The sequence below is a fragment of the Flavobacterium palustre genome (genome assembly GCF_014639535.1).
In the GTDB taxonomy this organism is placed as follows: domain Bacteria; phylum Bacteroidota; class Bacteroidia; order Flavobacteriales; family Flavobacteriaceae; genus Flavobacterium; species Flavobacterium palustre.
In genome coordinates, this window is record NZ_BMGA01000011.1 from 45,018 (window position 1) to 61,210 (window position 16,193).

Consider the following 16,193-nt stretch of genomic DNA (forward strand, 5'->3'; position numbering starts at 1 on the left):
ATTTAAAACGAATCAAAATGAAACATAAAATATATAATTATTTAGCCGGTTTCTTTTCGCTGGCAATAATAACAACGAGTTGTGTTAACGATGAAGATTTAATTCAGGTTGACCCTAATAATAAAGCAGTTGACTCTTTTTGGAAAACAGATAATGATGCTCTTTTGGGAGTAAATGCGGCATACGGAAGTTTATTAACTGACGGAACCTATATGCGTAGTACACCTTTACTGTTAGATTTAAAAGGAGATGATTGCAGAAGTAACAGCCCTTGGCCGGCGATGGCAAATGTGGGACGTTTTAATTCTAATGTTAGTGATGCTGCAATTTACGGTTGGGCTTATGAAACTTATTATCAGGGGATTTTTAGAGCCAATCAGGTTTTAGCTAATGTGCCGGCTATCAATTTTGAAGATGCAGCATTAAAAGACAGAATTTTAGGTCAGGCTTATTTCCTGAGAGGATTGTATTTGTTTCATGCTGTTAATATGTTTAAGAACGTACCGGTTCCAACACAGCTGGCTGCAATTTATCCTCAAAAAACAGAAGCCGAAGGTTGGGCACAGGTTATTGCCGATTTTAAAAAGGCGGCCGAATTATTACCGACGTCTTACACTACCGTTTCAGGTTTGGATGCAGGAGAAAAAGGGCGTGCTACTAAAGGTGCTGCTTTGGGATATTTAGGAAAAGCTTATTTGTTTACCAAAGATTTTACAAATGCACGCGATACTTTTAAAGAAGTGATTGATTTAGGAATCTATTCATTAGTATCTAATTACCGAGATAATTTTACCGAAACCAATGAAAACAACTCAGAATCTTTATTTGAAGTGCAATTCAGCAGAGAAGCAGGAGGAGTTGACTTAGGTTGGGGTGGTGCTCCGGCTTCAGGCTGGGGAAAAACTTCGGCAAGAGCTATTACTTATGGTCCAAGAGATTTTGGATTTGTAGATGTTCAGCCAACCTGGGCTTTGTACAATGAATATCAACAGGAAAAAACTACGGCAAATACTATAGATCCTCGTTTAGATGCTACTATGTTTTACAATAAACCAGGTGGTATGCAATTATACGGAGTAGATTTTGCAACAAAATATGCTTCTAATCCAGCCGATTTGAATGATTTGTTTTGTAGAAAATACCAAAATTCTGATGGTCAAAAAGTGAATGAATTTGACTGGAGATCTGGAATCAATGAGCGTTTATTGCGTTATGCCGATATATTGTTAATGTATGCAGAGTGTCTTAATGAGACAGGAAATACAGCCGGTGCTTATACTTATATTCAAATTGTCAGAGATCGTGTTGGTTTACCACTTTTAAGTGTTGCAAAACCAAATATGACAAAGGAACAAATGAGAGAACAAATAGGTCACGAAAGATTCTTAGAGTTTCCATTGGAAGGACATCGTTTTGATGACATCCGTCGTTGGGGATGGTTACAGGATCCTACAAAACTAGCCTGGCTAAAAACCAGAGATGCTGAATTTAATTCTTATGCAGCAGGAAGAGAATTTTTCCCAATTCCACAATTAGAAAGGGATAATAATCCGGGAACGATTCAGAATGACAGTTATTAATATTAACTGAATCCGTTTCTAATAAAATTAAAATTCTAAATAATCATGTGGTAAACACGAGAACATTTACCACATGATTTTATATCTGAATACAAAGATGAAAAAATCAAATTCTATTTTGAAAATAGCGTCTTATTTTGGGCTTTCTTTATTTGTGCTTGCCACAGTAAGTTGTTCAAAAGACGATCCAACTGAAGAGACAGATCCTCCTGTTGTTGTACCGCCAGTGGTAACACCTACTTTTAACGGACCTAAATATGCTGATAATTACACTTCGATTGCTTCCTGGAGTAACAGATCACAATGGAATTTAGCTAATGTTCATGATCCTACTGTTGAAAAATCGGGCGAGTATTATTATATGTATCAAACCGATGCTTCTTATGGAAATGCGCATGATGGACACGGACATTTTCCTTACAGACGTTCTAAAGATTTGATTAATTGGGAGTTTATGGGAACCGCTATGGCGCAGGCTCCGGCATGGGTAAAAGATTCCTTGAATAATAAGAGAGCCAGAATGGTTCCTGCTTTGCCTCCAATAGATAATCCCAGATACGGATATTGGGCTCCTTTTGTAAAAAAAGTAGGCAGTAAATACCGAATGTATTACAGCATCGTGGTTGATGAACCAATAACAGGAAGCAGTTTTGAAACTTCATGGTCTGAAAGAGCTTTCATCGGACTGGCAGAATCAGATGATTTGGCGTCAAATGTTTGGGTTGATAAAGGAATGGTAGTATGTTCTGAACCCGATGGTGTAAAACCTTATTCTTTTACAGGTACAAGAAATTGGGAAAATGCTTATTTTAAATTCAATGCAATTGACCCTACTTTTACTGTTACTCCCGAAGGAGAACATTATTTGATTTATGGTTCCTGGCATTCGGGAATTGCAGCTTTAAAACTGAATCCAGCCACAGGAAAACCGGATCAGTTAAAAACATTGAGTGATTACGGAACCCGAATTGCTTCCCGGCATCCTACCAGCCGTTGGCAGGCTTCTGAAGGACCTGAAATTATATACAATCCGGATACGCAATATTATTATTTGTTTTTGGCTTATGATGAACTTTCAGTTGCCTACAATACCCGTGTGGCGCGTTCCAGAAGTATTACCGGTCCTTTTTTAGGAATTAATGGAGCTAATATTACTAATGGAGCCGACTGTTGGCCAATGTTGACACATCCTTATGGATTTAACAATCATACCGGCTGGGTAGGTTTTTCACATTGTTCGGTATTTCAAAATCCGGATACCAAAGAATGGTTTTATGCTTCTCAGGCGCGTTTGCCTGAAAATGTTCCGGGGATCAATGCTTCTAATGCTGTGATGATGGGACATGTGCGAGCGATTCAATGGACAGAAGACGGCTGGCCTGTAGTAGCTGCTGAACGCTATGCCGGAGTACCTAAAACGACAATCACAGAAGCTTCTTTTATAGGAACATGGGAGCAAATTACGATGAATTATCAATACAAGACTATTCAGAAATCAGTAACGATTACCTTAACTCCTGATAAAAAAGTAATTGGAGCTTTAACAGGAACCTGGTCTTATGATAGTGTAAATAAAACTTTAACTGTAAACGGAAATAAATGTAAAGTAAGTGATGCCTGGGACTGGGAAGCTTCAACAAGAAAAGTAACTCTCAGTTATTCCGGATTAACTGCTGATGGCAGACCTGTTTGGGGTAAAAAAATAAATTAAAAATAAATGACCCTTTCGATTTCAGAAAGGGTTTTTGTTAAAATACAAACAGAGTTTATTTATAGCTTGTTTTTATCTTTTTATTTTGCCTATATTTACAAATGTTAAACATACACTTATAACCAATAAAAAATGTAACTGGAATGAAAAAAAATTTAATGTTATTGTTGATTTTTACTTTTTGCAATCAACTTGCTTTTTCACAAAAAGAAACCACAGTTTTGAGTATTAAAAAAGCGGAAAACCCAATTGTTATTAATAAAAATATTTATGGTCACTTTGCAGAGCATTTAGGGAGATGTATCTACGGAGGTTTTTTTGTTGGGGATACTTCTAAAATTCCAAATACTGCCGGAGTCAGAAACGATATTATTGCCGCTTTAAAAGAATTGAAAATTCCAAATTTAAGATGGCCTGGAGGATGTTTTGCTGATACTTACCATTGGAAAGACGGTATTGGACCAAAAGAAAACAGACCAACAATTGTAAATCAATGGTGGGGAGGAACAACGGAAGATAACAGTTTTGGAACTCACGATTTTTTAAATTTATGCGAAGTATTAGGAGCTGAACCTTATTTGGCTGGTAATATTGGTAGTGGAACTGTTCAGGAATTGGCCGACTGGGTTCAGTATGTGAACTTTGCAGGTAAAAGTCCGATGAGTGATTTGCGTAAGAAAAACGGAAGAAATGAACCTTGGAAAGTGAAATTCTGGGGCGTTGGTAATGAAGCCTGGGGATGTGGAGGAAATATGACTGCGGAATATTATGCAGGTGAATATCGAAAATATGCCACTTTTATGTCAGATTGGGAAAATACAGGAGGAATCACTCGTATTGCATCTGGATCAAATGGTGCCGATTACAATTGGACAGAAGTTTTGATGAAAAATATTCCTACCAATATGATAGGGGGGCTAGGAGTACATCATTATGCTGTTATTAATTGGAATAAAAAAGGAGATGCAGTAGATTTTAGCGAAGATCAATATTTTGAAACGATGAAATCGGCATTAAAAATGGAAGAGTTGGTTACTAAACACGCCGCTATTATGGATAAATATGATCCTGCCAAAAAAGTAACTATGGCTGTGGATGAATGGGGTGGCTGGTATGAAGTAGAAAAAGGAACTAATCCAGGATTTTTGTACCAACAAAATACCATGCGTGATGCTATGATTGCTGGTACAACCTTGAATACTTTTAACAATCATGCTGACAGAGTGCGTATGGCTAACTTAGCACAATGTGTTAATGTGTTACAAGCGGTAATTTTAACTGATGAGGCTAAAATGATTTTGACGCCAACTTATCATGTTATGAAAATGTACCGAGTTCATCAGGATGCTGAATTGTTGCCGGTTAGCTTTACTTCACCAATGTACACTTTTGAAGGTAAAAGTCTGCCTGCAATTTCAGCTTCTGCTTCAAAAGACAAAAGCGGTTTAGTACATATTTCATTAGTAAATGTTGATTCTAAGAAAGAAAATACAATAACAATTGATTTGAATGAACTTGGTTTGAAAAATGTAACAGCAACCATTTTGACTTCTAAAAAATTACAGGATTACAACTCATTTGAGAAACCTAATGCAATTGAACCTAAGGAATTTAAAGGATTTAAAAATGCAAAAGGAAAATTAGAATTGACTATTCCAGCATTTTCAGTTGTAGTATTAGAAGGAAAATAAAAGGAGAATGAAAATCAAAACAATATTATATAGTGTGAGTCTTTTATCAGCAGCCGTTTCCTGTAAAACGGCTGCTGTAAAAGAATCAGCTCATACCGAAAATCAGCAATCGCTGAAAATGAATAATCCTATTATAACCGATAAGTATACTGCCGATCCTGCTGCTTTAGTTTATAAAGACAAAGTTTATCTTTATACAGGACACGATGTTCCTGAAAAAGGAGTGCAATCGTACAGAATGAATGATTGGCTGGTGTATTCTTCTTCGGATATGGTACATTGGCAAGAACATCCAATCCCTTTAAAAACTTCTGATTTTGCATGGGCCAAAGGTGATGCCTGGGCGGGACAGGTGATTGAAAGAAACGGAAAATTCTATTGGTATGTTGCTATTACGCATGGAGCTATTCATGGAAAATCAATTGGAATTGCGGTTTCGGATAGTCCAACAGGACCCTTCAAAGATGCTTTAGGAAAAGCATTAATCACTAATGACATGACAACTAAAACAAAAATTAGTTGGGATGATATTGATCCTTCTGTTATTATTGACGATGATGGTCAGGCGTATCTTTTTTGGGGAAATACCGTTTGTAATTATGTGAAATTAAAAGAAAACATGATTGAAATGGATGGACCAATCCAAACGATAGATTTACCAAATTTTACCGAAGCACCATGGATTCACAAACGCAAAGGTTTATATTATCTGTCTTATGCTTCTCAGTTTCCTGAAAAAATATCTTATGCTATGAGTAAATCAGTTACCGGACCTTGGGAATACAAAGGTATTTTGAACGAAGTTGCCGGAAATTCAAATACCAATCATCAGGCAATCATTGATTTTAAAGGGAAATCGTATTTCATTTACCATAACGGAGTTATCCCAACTGAAGGAGGAAGTTTTAGAAGGTCAGTTTGTGTGGATCGTTTGTATTACAATCCGGACGGAACAATGAAACGTGTGGTAATGACATCAGAAGGAATCACTCAGTAGCGCAGTTTGCAGAAATCAGATTTCAGAAAACGTAGAAATAAATTAAAAAAGTATGAAATTATATTTTAAAATAAAGTCATTATTCTTTTTTCTAACTGTTCTAATTGGTTCATCCGCTTTGGCGCAAAGCATTTCAGTACACGATCCGGTGATGATTAAACAAAAAGATACCTATTATTTGTACTGTACGGGACGCGGAATTAGTGTTTTTAGTTCAAAAGATTTGAAAAATTGGAATCCGGAACCCGCAGTATTCAATGAAAAACCAACTTGGGTAGATGCGATTGTTCCTGATTTCAAAAATCATATTTGGGCACCGGATATTTCATTTCATAACAATCAGTACTATTTGTATTATTCGGTTTCCGCTTTCGCAAAAAATACTTCGGCGATTGCCTTGGCAACCAATACGACTTTAGATCCGAAAGATCCTTCATACAAATGGGTCGATCACGGAATTGTCATTCAGTCTATTCCAAATCGTGATTTGTGGAATGCTATAGATCCTAATTTGACGTTCGACGAAAATAATACACCTTGGTTGGCTTTTGGTTCTTTTTGGGAAGGGCTGAAAATGGTAAAATTAAATGCTGATTTATCATCAATTGCTCAACCGCAGGAATGGTATACTATTTCAAAACGAAAAAGAACTTTTGAATTACAAGACACTAATCCTGGAGACGCTGCTTTAGAAGCTCCTTTTATATTCAAAAAGAACGGTTATTACTATCAGTTTTTATCATGGGATTTATGTTGCAGAGGGAAAGAAAGTACATATAAAGTAGTTGTTGGCAGATCAAAAAACATTACAGGACCTTATGTTGATAAAGACGGAAAATTATTAAACGAAGGAGGAGGAACCTTAGTTGTTCAGGGTGATGAGAATTTTTATGGTGTGGGACATAATAGCGCCTATACTTTTGATGGCGTAGACTATATCGTTTATCATGCTTATGAAGTAAAGAATAACGGAAGACCAAAATTAGAAATCAAAGAGTTGAAATGGGATGCTGATTTCTGGCCAAGTTTATAAGTAATCAACATTAACTTAATAAGTTGATTGTTAAATAAATGGCTTGTTTTTTTTATACCGCTATGAGAGGACAATCTTGTAATGGAACTTAAATATTAGAATAGCTGGTAATAAACGCATCAAAACCCACTTCTCAAATTAATTTAATTAAAGTATAACATGAAAACAAAGAGATTAAAAAAACTGGCATTATCAGCACTTGTTTTGGTAAGTGTAGCTTCCTGTAACGATAAAAAAGGGCAAAATGATAAGTCAAAAGAGGAAGTGGCTACAAATGCAAAAACAACCTTATCTAACAAGCCTATTGTGTTGCAAAGAGCAGATCCGTTTATTTATAAACATACAGATGGGTATTACTATTTTACAGGATCGGTACCAACCTACGACGCTATAGAGTTAAGACGTGCAAAATCTATTAATGAACTTCAAAATGCCGAAACTTTTAGAGTATGGGAAAAACATAAAAGCGGACCAATGAGTCGTCACGTATGGGCTCCGGAAATTCACTATTTAGAAGGAAAATGGTATGTGTATTTTGCAGCAAGCCAAGAAGACGATATTTGGAAATTAAGACCTTATGTTTTGGAGTGTACTGGTCAAGATCCTTTACATGATAAGTGGATTGAGCTTGGACAAATGCAGGCAGCTGATGCAGATCCAAAAAGCTTTACCGATTTTTCTCTGGACGGTACTGTATTTGAACATAAAAATAAACGCTATTTCTGTTGGGCAGAAAAAACGGGAGGACAGTTCGCGGCTTCTAATTTGTACTTAGCCGAAATGGAATCACCCGTAAAACTAAAAACAGTTCAGTTTATGCTAACAACTCCTGATTATGATTGGGAACGCATCGATTTTTGGGTGAATGAAGGTCCTGCAGTTATTAAAAACAAAGGAAAAATTTACATTACTTTTTCGGCAAGTGCTACTGGTGCATGTTATAGCATGGGTATGATGGAAGCAGACGAAAATGCTGATATATTAGATAGAAATTCCTGGAAAAAATCCAGATATCCGGTATTAAAAACCAATGAAGCAAAAAAGATTTATGGGCCAGGACATAACTCCTTCACAGTAGATGAAAACGGAGAACCATTAGTAATTTATCATGCAAGGGATTACGAAAAAGCTGTTGGCGATCCAAAAGTTGTGCCTGCGACAGATAAAAGACCGTTGAAAGAAATTATTGCAGACCCGTTATATGACCCTAATCGTCATGCGAGAATGATGAAATTAAAATTTGATGATAACGGAAGACCAATATTTGAATATAATTAAAGATATAAAGGGGAAACTTTGTAACAGAGCGATTAAAATTAATCCTTTTGTTAATTTTTACTCTAATAAAAAAGAAAGATTAAAAAATGAAACTAAATAGAATAAGTAAAAGTACGTTGTACGGTTTATTGCTTAGCAGTTTTTTGGCAAATGCTCAGAAAACCAATTTAGATATTGATTTGACAAAATCAATTACCAAAATCCAACCAACAATGTATGGTGTCTTTTTTGAAGATATCAATTTTGCTGCCGATGGTGGTTTGTATGCCGAAATGGTAAAAAACCGTTCATTTGAATTCAATGCTCCGCTTATGGGATGGTCACAACCTAACAGTAGTACGCATTCTATGAATAAGGAGTCGGGTTTAGCACTTCCTATGCGTACCGAAGGGAATCCAAAAAATGCTGATTTTTGCAGAGTTACGATTAATAACGATAAAGCATATCAAATTATTAATGAAGGTTTCAGAGGTATGGGGATCAGGAAAGATGTTAAATACAATCTTTCTTTAAAAGCAGCGAATCATGATAATGCAATAAAAAAGATAATCGTCCAATTTATAGATGCTAACAAAAATGTTTTAGGAGAAACAACAATTGTTCCTTCGTCATCAGATTGGAAAGATTATTCGGCTCAAATTATTGCTACCGGAACAGAAGCTAAGGCTCAGTTGAAAATTAGTTTTGAAGGTACAGGAATTATCGATTTGGATATGATTTCGTTATTCCCTCAGGAAACCTGGAAGAACCGAAAAAATGGTTTGCGTAAAGACATTGTTCAGTTATTGTATGATTTGAAACCGGGATTTATTCGTTTTCCCGGAGGTTGTATTGTTGAAGGGATGACGCTGGATAACAGATACCAATGGAAAAAAACAGTTGGACCGGTTGAAGACCGTGAAACGATGATTAACCGATGGAATGTGGAGTTTAAAAACAAGCAGGCTCCTGATTATTTCCAGTCTTTTGGTTTAGGATTTTATGAGTATTTCCAACTTTCAGAAGATATAGGAGCACAGCCTCTGCCAATTTTAAGTTGTGGAATTGCCTGTCAGTACAACACAGGAGAATTGGTTCCATTGGAAGAATTAGATCCTTATGTTCAGGATGCTTTGGATTTAATTGAATTTGCCAATGGTGCTGTGACAACTAAATGGGGGAAATTACGTGCCGATATGGGACATCCTAATCCTTTTAATCTGAAATTTATTGGAGTTGGAAACGAACAATGGGGACCACAGTATATTGAAAGATATAAGGTTTTTGCAAAAGCGATAAAAGAAAAATATCCAAACATAACAATTGTTTCCGGTTCAGGACCTTCGCCTGACGGAGCCATGTTTGATTATGGATGGGAGGAGTTGAAAAAATTAAACGCAGAAATTGTTGATGAGCATTATTATAAAAATCCGGAATGGTTTAAAGAAAATGCAGCACGTTATGATAATTATGACCGAAAAGGACCTAAGGTTTTTGCAGGGGAATATGCGGCACATCCTAAAGGAGTTGAAGACGGATTTAAAGAAAATAACTGGTTGTCGGCTCTTTCTGAATCCGCTTTTATGACAGGTTTAGAGCGTAATGCCGATATGGTCCATTTAACTTCTTATGCGCCTTTAATGGCTCATGTTGAGGCTTATCAATGGGCTCCTGATATGATTTGGTATGATAATTTGAATTCTTACGGAACGGCTAATTATTATGTACAAAAATTGTATTCTAATAATAAAGGAACAGATGTTTTATCAATAACTAAGGATGGAAAAGCCTTAACGGGACAAAATGAATTGTATGCTACTGCAGCAACTGATGTAAATACAAAAGAGCTGATTGTAAAATTGGTAAATACATCAGAAAAAGCGCAGGATGTTGAAATCAATTTATCAGGCAAAAGTGTCGAATCTAAAGGAAAAATGATTGTGTTGACTCATGAAAAGTTAGAGGATTATAATACTTTGGCCGAGCCAACAAAAATTATTCCTGTAGAAAAAGAGTATAAAACTGCTGGGAAAAAAGCAGCGGTGAGTTTGCCTGCATATTCTTTTGTGGTATTGAAGTTAAAGTTGAAATAAATTTCAATTTTACAAAATGCTAGCAGACTTATTTTTAAAACAAAAAATATAATAATTTAATAAAATTATATGAAGTGTAAGTGTTACACTTCATATAATTTTGTGCTATATTTGTAGCCATATTTTAAAAAATGAAGATGAAAAATTATGTAATAGGTTTAGATTACGGTTCAGACTCAGTTCGTGCCGTATTAATTGATACCGAAAACGGGCAAGAATTAGCCTCAGACGTTTGTCATTATAAGAGATGGAAAAACAATGAATATTGTAATCCGTCAATCAATCAATTCCGTCAGCATCCTTTGGATCATATTGAGGGATTGGAATCAACAATTAAATCAGTTGTTGCTCAGGCAAATGTTAATCCTTCAGAAATAAAAAGTATCTGTATCGATACAACAGGATCTTCTCCGATTCCTGTAAATGCAGAGGGAACTCCTTTATCTTTAACTAAAGAATTTGAGCACAATCCAAATGCGATGATGATTCTGTGGAAAGACCATACTGCTATCAATGAAGCCAACGAAATTAATGAATTGGCTGTTTCTTGGGGTGGTGAAGATTTTACCAAATATGAAGGAGGAATTTATTCTTCTGAGTGGTTTTGGGCAAAAATTCTACACATTGTTCGTGAAGATGAAGCTGTAAAAAATGCCGCTCACTCTTGGATGGAGCACTGTGATTACATGACTTTCTTGTTAATTGATGATAAAGATTTAGCTACTTTCAAAAGAAGCCGTTGTGCAGCAGGACATAAAGCAATGTGGCACGAAGACTGGAATGGTTTACCACCGGAAGAATTCCTGACAAAATTAGATCCTTATTTGGCTCAATTAAGAGGTAAATTATATAATGAAACTTATACTTCAGATTTAGTTGCCGGAAAATTAAATCAGGAATGGGCAACAAGATTAGGTTTAACTACCGATACAATTATTGCTGTTGGAACTTTTGATGCACATTCAGGAGCTGTAGGTGCTAAAATTGATGAGCACGCATTAGTTCGTGTAATGGGAACTTCAACTTGTGATATTATTGTGGCTTCTCATGAAGCTGTGGGAAGTAAAACAGTGAAAGGAATTTGCGGACAGGTTGATGGTTCTGTAATTCCGGGATACATCGGTTTAGAAGCAGGACAATCTGCTTTTGGAGATGTGTTGGCTTGGTTCAAAGATACTTTGTCATGGCCATTGAATAATTTAGTTTACACTTCTGACGTTTTATCTGCTGAGCAAAAAGCGCAGTTGAAAGAGGAAGTAGAATCTAATTTCATCAAAACATTAACTGAACAGGCAGAAGCTATTCCATTGTCAGAAAGTATTCCAACTGCTTTGGATTGGGTAAATGGTCGTAGAACTCCGGATGCTAACCAAGGATTGAAAAGTGCAATGACGAATCTTTCTTTAGGAACTAAAGCGCCACATATTTTCAAAGCTTTAATCAATTCAATTTGTTTTGGTTCTAAGAAAATTGTGGATCGTTTTGAAGAAGAAGGTGTTCGTATTGACAGCGTTATCGGAATTGGTGGTGTGGCCAGAAAATCGCCATTTATCATGCAAACTTTAGCGAATGTGTTGAATAAGCCAATTAAAGTTTGTGCTTCTGATCAGGCGCCTGCTTTAGGAGCTGCTATTTATGCTGCTGTTGCTGCCGGAATTTATCCAAACGTAATTGAAGCGGCTAAAAAAATGGGAAGTGATTTTGAAAGCGAATATTTCCCTCAGGCTGATAAAATTGAAAAATACCAGGAATTGATGGATTCTTATTCTGAATTAAGTCAGTTCGTTGAATCGATAACAAAATAATAAATAAAGATGAGTTCAAAATTTCAAGCGTTAAAACAAGAATGCTACGAAGCTAATATGCAACTAAACGAATTGAATTTAGTAGTATATACTTTTGGAAATGTAAGTGCTGTTGACAGAGAAAATGGCGTTTTTGCTATTAAACCAAGTGGTGTTCCTTATGAGGAATTAAAAGCAGAGGATATTGTTATTGTTGATTTTGATAATAACATTATCGAAGGAGACAAACGTCCTTCTTCTGATACAAAAACTCATGCTTATTTGTACAAGCATTGGCCAAATATTGGAGGAATTGCTCATACTCACGCTACATACTCAGTGGCTTGGGCTCAGGCTCAAAGAGATATTCCAATTTTTGGAACTACTCATGCGGATCATTTAACAGCTGATATTCCATGTGCTGCTCCAATGGCTGATCATCTTATCGAAGGAAATTACGAGCACAATACAGGAATCCAGATTTTGGATTGTTTCAAAGAAAAAAATCTTTCTTACGAAGAAGTAGAAATGGTTTTACTTGGAAATCACGGTCCATTTGCCTGGGGAAAAAATGCAGCTAAAGCAGTTTATAACTCTAAAGTATTAGAGGTTTGTGCTGAAATGGCTTATTTGACTTTGCAAATTAATCCGGCTGCTCCAAGATTGAAAGATTCTTTAATTAAAAAACATTACGAACGTAAACACGGAAAAGATTCGTATTACGGACAGTAAATTTTGATTTCAAAAACACATAAATAAACGATTAAACAATAAATAAAAAATGATAGATATTTCTAAAAAAGAAGTTTGGTTTGTAGTAGGTAGCCAAAATTTATACGGAGAAGAAACTTTAAAACAAGTTGCTGTTCACTCTCAGGCTATTGCTAAAGGAATCGATGCTTCATCTCACGTTCCTGTAAAAGTAGTTTACAAGTCAGTGGCAAAATCACCTAGTGAGATTACTGATATTTGCTTGGAAGCAAATACAAACAAAAACTGTATTGGTGTTATCGCTTGGATGCACACTTTTTCACCAGCTAAAATGTGGATCAATGGTTTAAGTATCCTTAAAAAACCATTATGTCACTTACATACACAATACAATGCTGAAATTCCATGGGCTTCTATCGATATGGATTTCATGAACTTGAACCAATCAGCTCACGGAGACAGAGAGTTTGGTTACATCATGTCAAGAATGCGTAAAAAACGTAAAGTGGTTGTAGGTCACTGGGAAGATGTGCGTGTTCAGCAAAAATTAGGAAACTGGACTAGAGTAGCTTTAGGTTGGGACGAAATGCAAAATTTAAAAGTAGCACGTTTTGGTGACAACATGCGTGAAGTTGCTGTAACTTGTGGAGATAAGGTAGAAGCTCAAATACGTTTTGGTGTTTCTGTAAATGGATACGACTCTTCTGATATCGTTAATAAAATGAAATTAGTTACTGATGCACAAGTAGATGCTTTAGTAGCGGTTTATGAAGAATCTTACAATTTAGCTCCAAAATTGCAAAAAGGTGGTGAGCAAAGACAATCTTTATTGGATGCTGCTAAAATCGAATTAGGTTTGAGAGCATTCTTAGAAGAAGGTGGTTTTGGTGCTTTCACGGATACTTTTGAAAACTTAGGAGAATTAAAGCAATTACCAGGAATTGCAACTCAGCGTTTAATGGCTGATGGTTATGGTTTTGGTGGAGAAGGTGACTGGAAAACAGCTGCTATGGTTCGTGTTTTAAAAGTAATGAACATCGGTCTTGAAGGAGGAACTTCTTTCATGGAAGATTATACTTATCACTTTACGCCTGAGAAATCTTATGTTTTAGGTTCTCACATGTTGGAAATCTGTCCTTCTATTACTGACGGAAAACCTTCTTGTGAAATTCACCCATTAGGAATTGGTGGAAAAGAAGATCCTGTTCGTTTGGTATTCAATTCACCTGCAGGTGATGCTATCAATGTTTCATTGGTAGATATGGGAACTCGTTTCCGTTTAATCGTTAACGAAGTAACTGCTGTAAAACCAATGGCTGATTTACCAAAATTACCGGTTGCCCGTGTACTTTGGGATTGTAAACCTAACTTGGATATCGCTGCTACTGCTTGGATTTTAGCAGGTGGTGCTCACCATACAGTTTACAGCCAGGCGGTAACTACTGAGTTTATGGAAGATTTTGCTGATATTGCAGGAATCGAATTAGTAGTTATCGACAACGATACTAAAATCCGTTCTTTCAAAGAAACTTTGAATGCAAATGAAGCTTACTACCATTTATTCCAAACTGGATTGTAATCTTTTTTAGAAACAAATTTACCAAGTCATAAAGTCAAAAGTTAATGTTACTTTTGGCTTTATGGCTTCTCTATTATCATTAACCTAATAAAATAAAAATTATGAATTTATTAAAAAGTTGTGTCTTAGGATTGGCTGTTATTACTACAGCAGGACTTTCTGTTCAGTGTAAAGGGGAAAAGAAAGAAAACCAGGAACAAAATGTTGCTCAAAAAGACAGTGTAACCATTGAAAAATCTGAGTACGGAACTACTGCCAAAGGTGAAAAGATTGACAGCTACAAGTTGAAAAATCAAAAAGGGATGGAAGTGGATATTATGACTTATGGAGGAATTATTACTTCTTTAAAAGTGCCTAATAAAGCTGGGGTTTCTGAAGAAGTGGTAATAGGTTTTAATAATTTCGAACAATATACTAAAGAGAATCCTTATTTTGGGACTTTAATCGGTCGTTATGGAAATCGTATTGCTAAAGGTAAATTTACTTTGGATGGTAAAGAATACCAATTAGCTACTAATAATGGTAAAAATGCTTTACACGGAGGTCCGGAAGGATTCCACAGAAGAATATGGACTGTTGAAGAAGCTAAAGGTGGTAATGCTGCAGTTTTGAAATTGAAGTACATTAGTAAAGATATGGAAGAAGGTTATCCTGGGAATCTGACGGTTTTTGTTACTTATACTTTAAATAATGACAATTCTTTGGATGTGCAATATGAGGCAACAACCGACAAGAAAACAGTTGTAAACCTTACACAGCATTCTTATTTCAACTTATCAGGAGATTTTACTAAAACTATCTTGAATAATGAAATTACTATTGATGCTGATAAGTTAGTTCCTGTGGATGCTGACCTTATTCCAACAGGTAAATTAGATGATGTAACGAATACTCCTTTTGATTTCAGAAAACCAAAAGCAATTGGTAAAGATATTGAAGTAACAAATGATCAATTGAAAAAAGGATTAGGTTATGATCATTGCTGGGTGTTGAATAATCAGGACAAAGGTTTCCGTTTTGCGGCTTCTGCTTACGAACCAACTAGTGGTAGATTATTGGAAGTGTATACTGACCAACCTGGAATCCAATTGTACACAGGGAACTTCTTAGACGGAACTTTGCCAACAAGAGACGGTAAAACTTACGCACACAGAACCGGACTTTGTTTAGAAACACAACATTATCCGGATTCTCCTAACCAAAAAGATTTTCCAACTACGGTTTTAAACCCGGGAGAAAACTATAAAACTAAAACTACTTTCAAGTTTTCTACCAAATAATGTAGTAAACAGAGTTAGTTTAAACCATACAGCCTGTCTCGTTCTAAATGAGACAGGTTTTTTTTATGTCTTTCAATTAAGTAAAATCAATACATATATAAGAGTAGTTTTTAGGAGCTCTTTCCTGCTATCCGCTACAATCTTTCTTGCCGAACCCCGTCAAGAAAGGATTTCCGTTACTATCAGGGCTAGGTCATTTGTTTTTATAAGAGAATGTTGTTTTTAGTATATAATAAGAGAGAATAAAAAATGAGGTTCAAACTTAATTATTGAATATTTCCCCTCCATTGGAGGGGTGCCCGTAGGGCGGGGTGGTTTTATAATTGATTATTCTAACGTATTTTTACTCTAAATTCAGGAAAACCTCTTAGCGAATCTCTGTGTTTTCTTAGTGAACCTTTGTGGAAAAGCCTCGAAACGCAGCCTTCGTTCATCTAAACTCCTACAAAGGCTAAAAAACCCAAAAAATAAGTTTCA

11 protein-coding genes are annotated in these 16,193 nt (G+C 35.9%); all 11 read left to right on the forward strand.

Going from position 1 to position 16,193, the window contains the following annotated elements:
* Positions 1 to 17 precede the first annotated feature (17 nt).
* The 11 genes from IEV84_RS15765 (at position 18) to IEV84_RS15815 (ending at position 15,716) form a co-directional block, all read left to right on the forward strand.
* Positions 18 to 1,580: a RagB/SusD family nutrient uptake outer membrane protein gene (locus IEV84_RS15765; protein ID WP_188495681.1), complete on the forward strand. Its 1,563-nt coding sequence runs from the start codon at positions 18 to 20 to the stop codon at positions 1,578 to 1,580.
* A gap of 97 nt (positions 1,581 to 1,677) precedes the next feature.
* The gene (locus IEV84_RS15770; RefSeq protein ID WP_188495682.1) at positions 1,678 to 3,291 is read left to right on the forward strand and encodes an arabinan endo-1,5-alpha-L-arabinosidase; all 1,614 of its coding nucleotides are present in this window, start codon (positions 1,678 to 1,680) and stop codon (positions 3,289 to 3,291) included.
* Between the two features lie 143 nt (positions 3,292 to 3,434).
* On the forward strand, positions 3,435 to 4,982 hold the full coding sequence (locus IEV84_RS15775) for an alpha-N-arabinofuranosidase (protein WP_188495683.1): 1,548 nt from the start codon (positions 3,435 to 3,437) through the stop codon (positions 4,980 to 4,982).
* A gap of 7 nt (positions 4,983 to 4,989) precedes the next feature.
* Positions 4,990 to 5,979, forward strand: coding sequence for a glycoside hydrolase family 43 protein (locus IEV84_RS15780; RefSeq protein ID WP_188495684.1), 990 nt, complete (start codon positions 4,990 to 4,992; stop codon positions 5,977 to 5,979).
* 52 nt (positions 5,980 to 6,031) lie between these two features.
* A complete protein-coding gene (locus IEV84_RS15785) occupies positions 6,032 to 7,012 on the forward strand; it encodes an arabinan endo-1,5-alpha-L-arabinosidase (RefSeq protein ID WP_188495685.1) in 981 nt (326 codons plus the stop codon).
* A 159-nt stretch (positions 7,013 to 7,171) separates the two neighbouring features.
* Positions 7,172 to 8,290 carry a family 43 glycosylhydrolase gene (locus tag IEV84_RS15790; protein WP_188495686.1) on the forward strand — a complete coding sequence of 373 codons (1,119 nt, stop codon included), beginning with the start codon at positions 7,172 to 7,174 and terminating at the stop codon, positions 8,288 to 8,290.
* An 86-nt stretch (positions 8,291 to 8,376) separates the two neighbouring features.
* Entirely contained in the window at positions 8,377 to 10,362 is a 1,986-nt protein-coding gene (locus IEV84_RS15795) for an alpha-L-arabinofuranosidase family protein (RefSeq protein ID WP_188495688.1), read from the forward strand.
* A gap of 137 nt (positions 10,363 to 10,499) precedes the next feature.
* Complete coding sequence (locus IEV84_RS15800) at positions 10,500 to 12,167, forward strand: ribulokinase (RefSeq protein WP_188495690.1); 1,668 nt, start codon at positions 10,500 to 10,502, stop codon at positions 12,165 to 12,167.
* A 9-nt stretch (positions 12,168 to 12,176) separates the two neighbouring features.
* Complete coding sequence (locus tag IEV84_RS15805; protein WP_188495692.1) at positions 12,177 to 12,878, forward strand: L-ribulose-5-phosphate 4-epimerase; 702 nt, start codon at positions 12,177 to 12,179, stop codon at positions 12,876 to 12,878.
* Positions 12,879 to 12,927: 49 nt separating this feature from the next.
* Positions 12,928 to 14,436 (forward strand): L-arabinose isomerase, encoded by a 1,509-nt coding sequence (gene araA, locus IEV84_RS15810; protein WP_188220603.1) that lies wholly within the window; start codon positions 12,928 to 12,930, stop codon positions 14,434 to 14,436.
* Positions 14,437 to 14,537: 101 nt separating this feature from the next.
* The gene (locus IEV84_RS15815; protein ID WP_188495695.1) at positions 14,538 to 15,716 is read left to right on the forward strand and encodes an aldose epimerase family protein; all 1,179 of its coding nucleotides are present in this window, start codon (positions 14,538 to 14,540) and stop codon (positions 15,714 to 15,716) included.
* Positions 15,717 to 16,193: the final 477 nt, after the last annotated feature.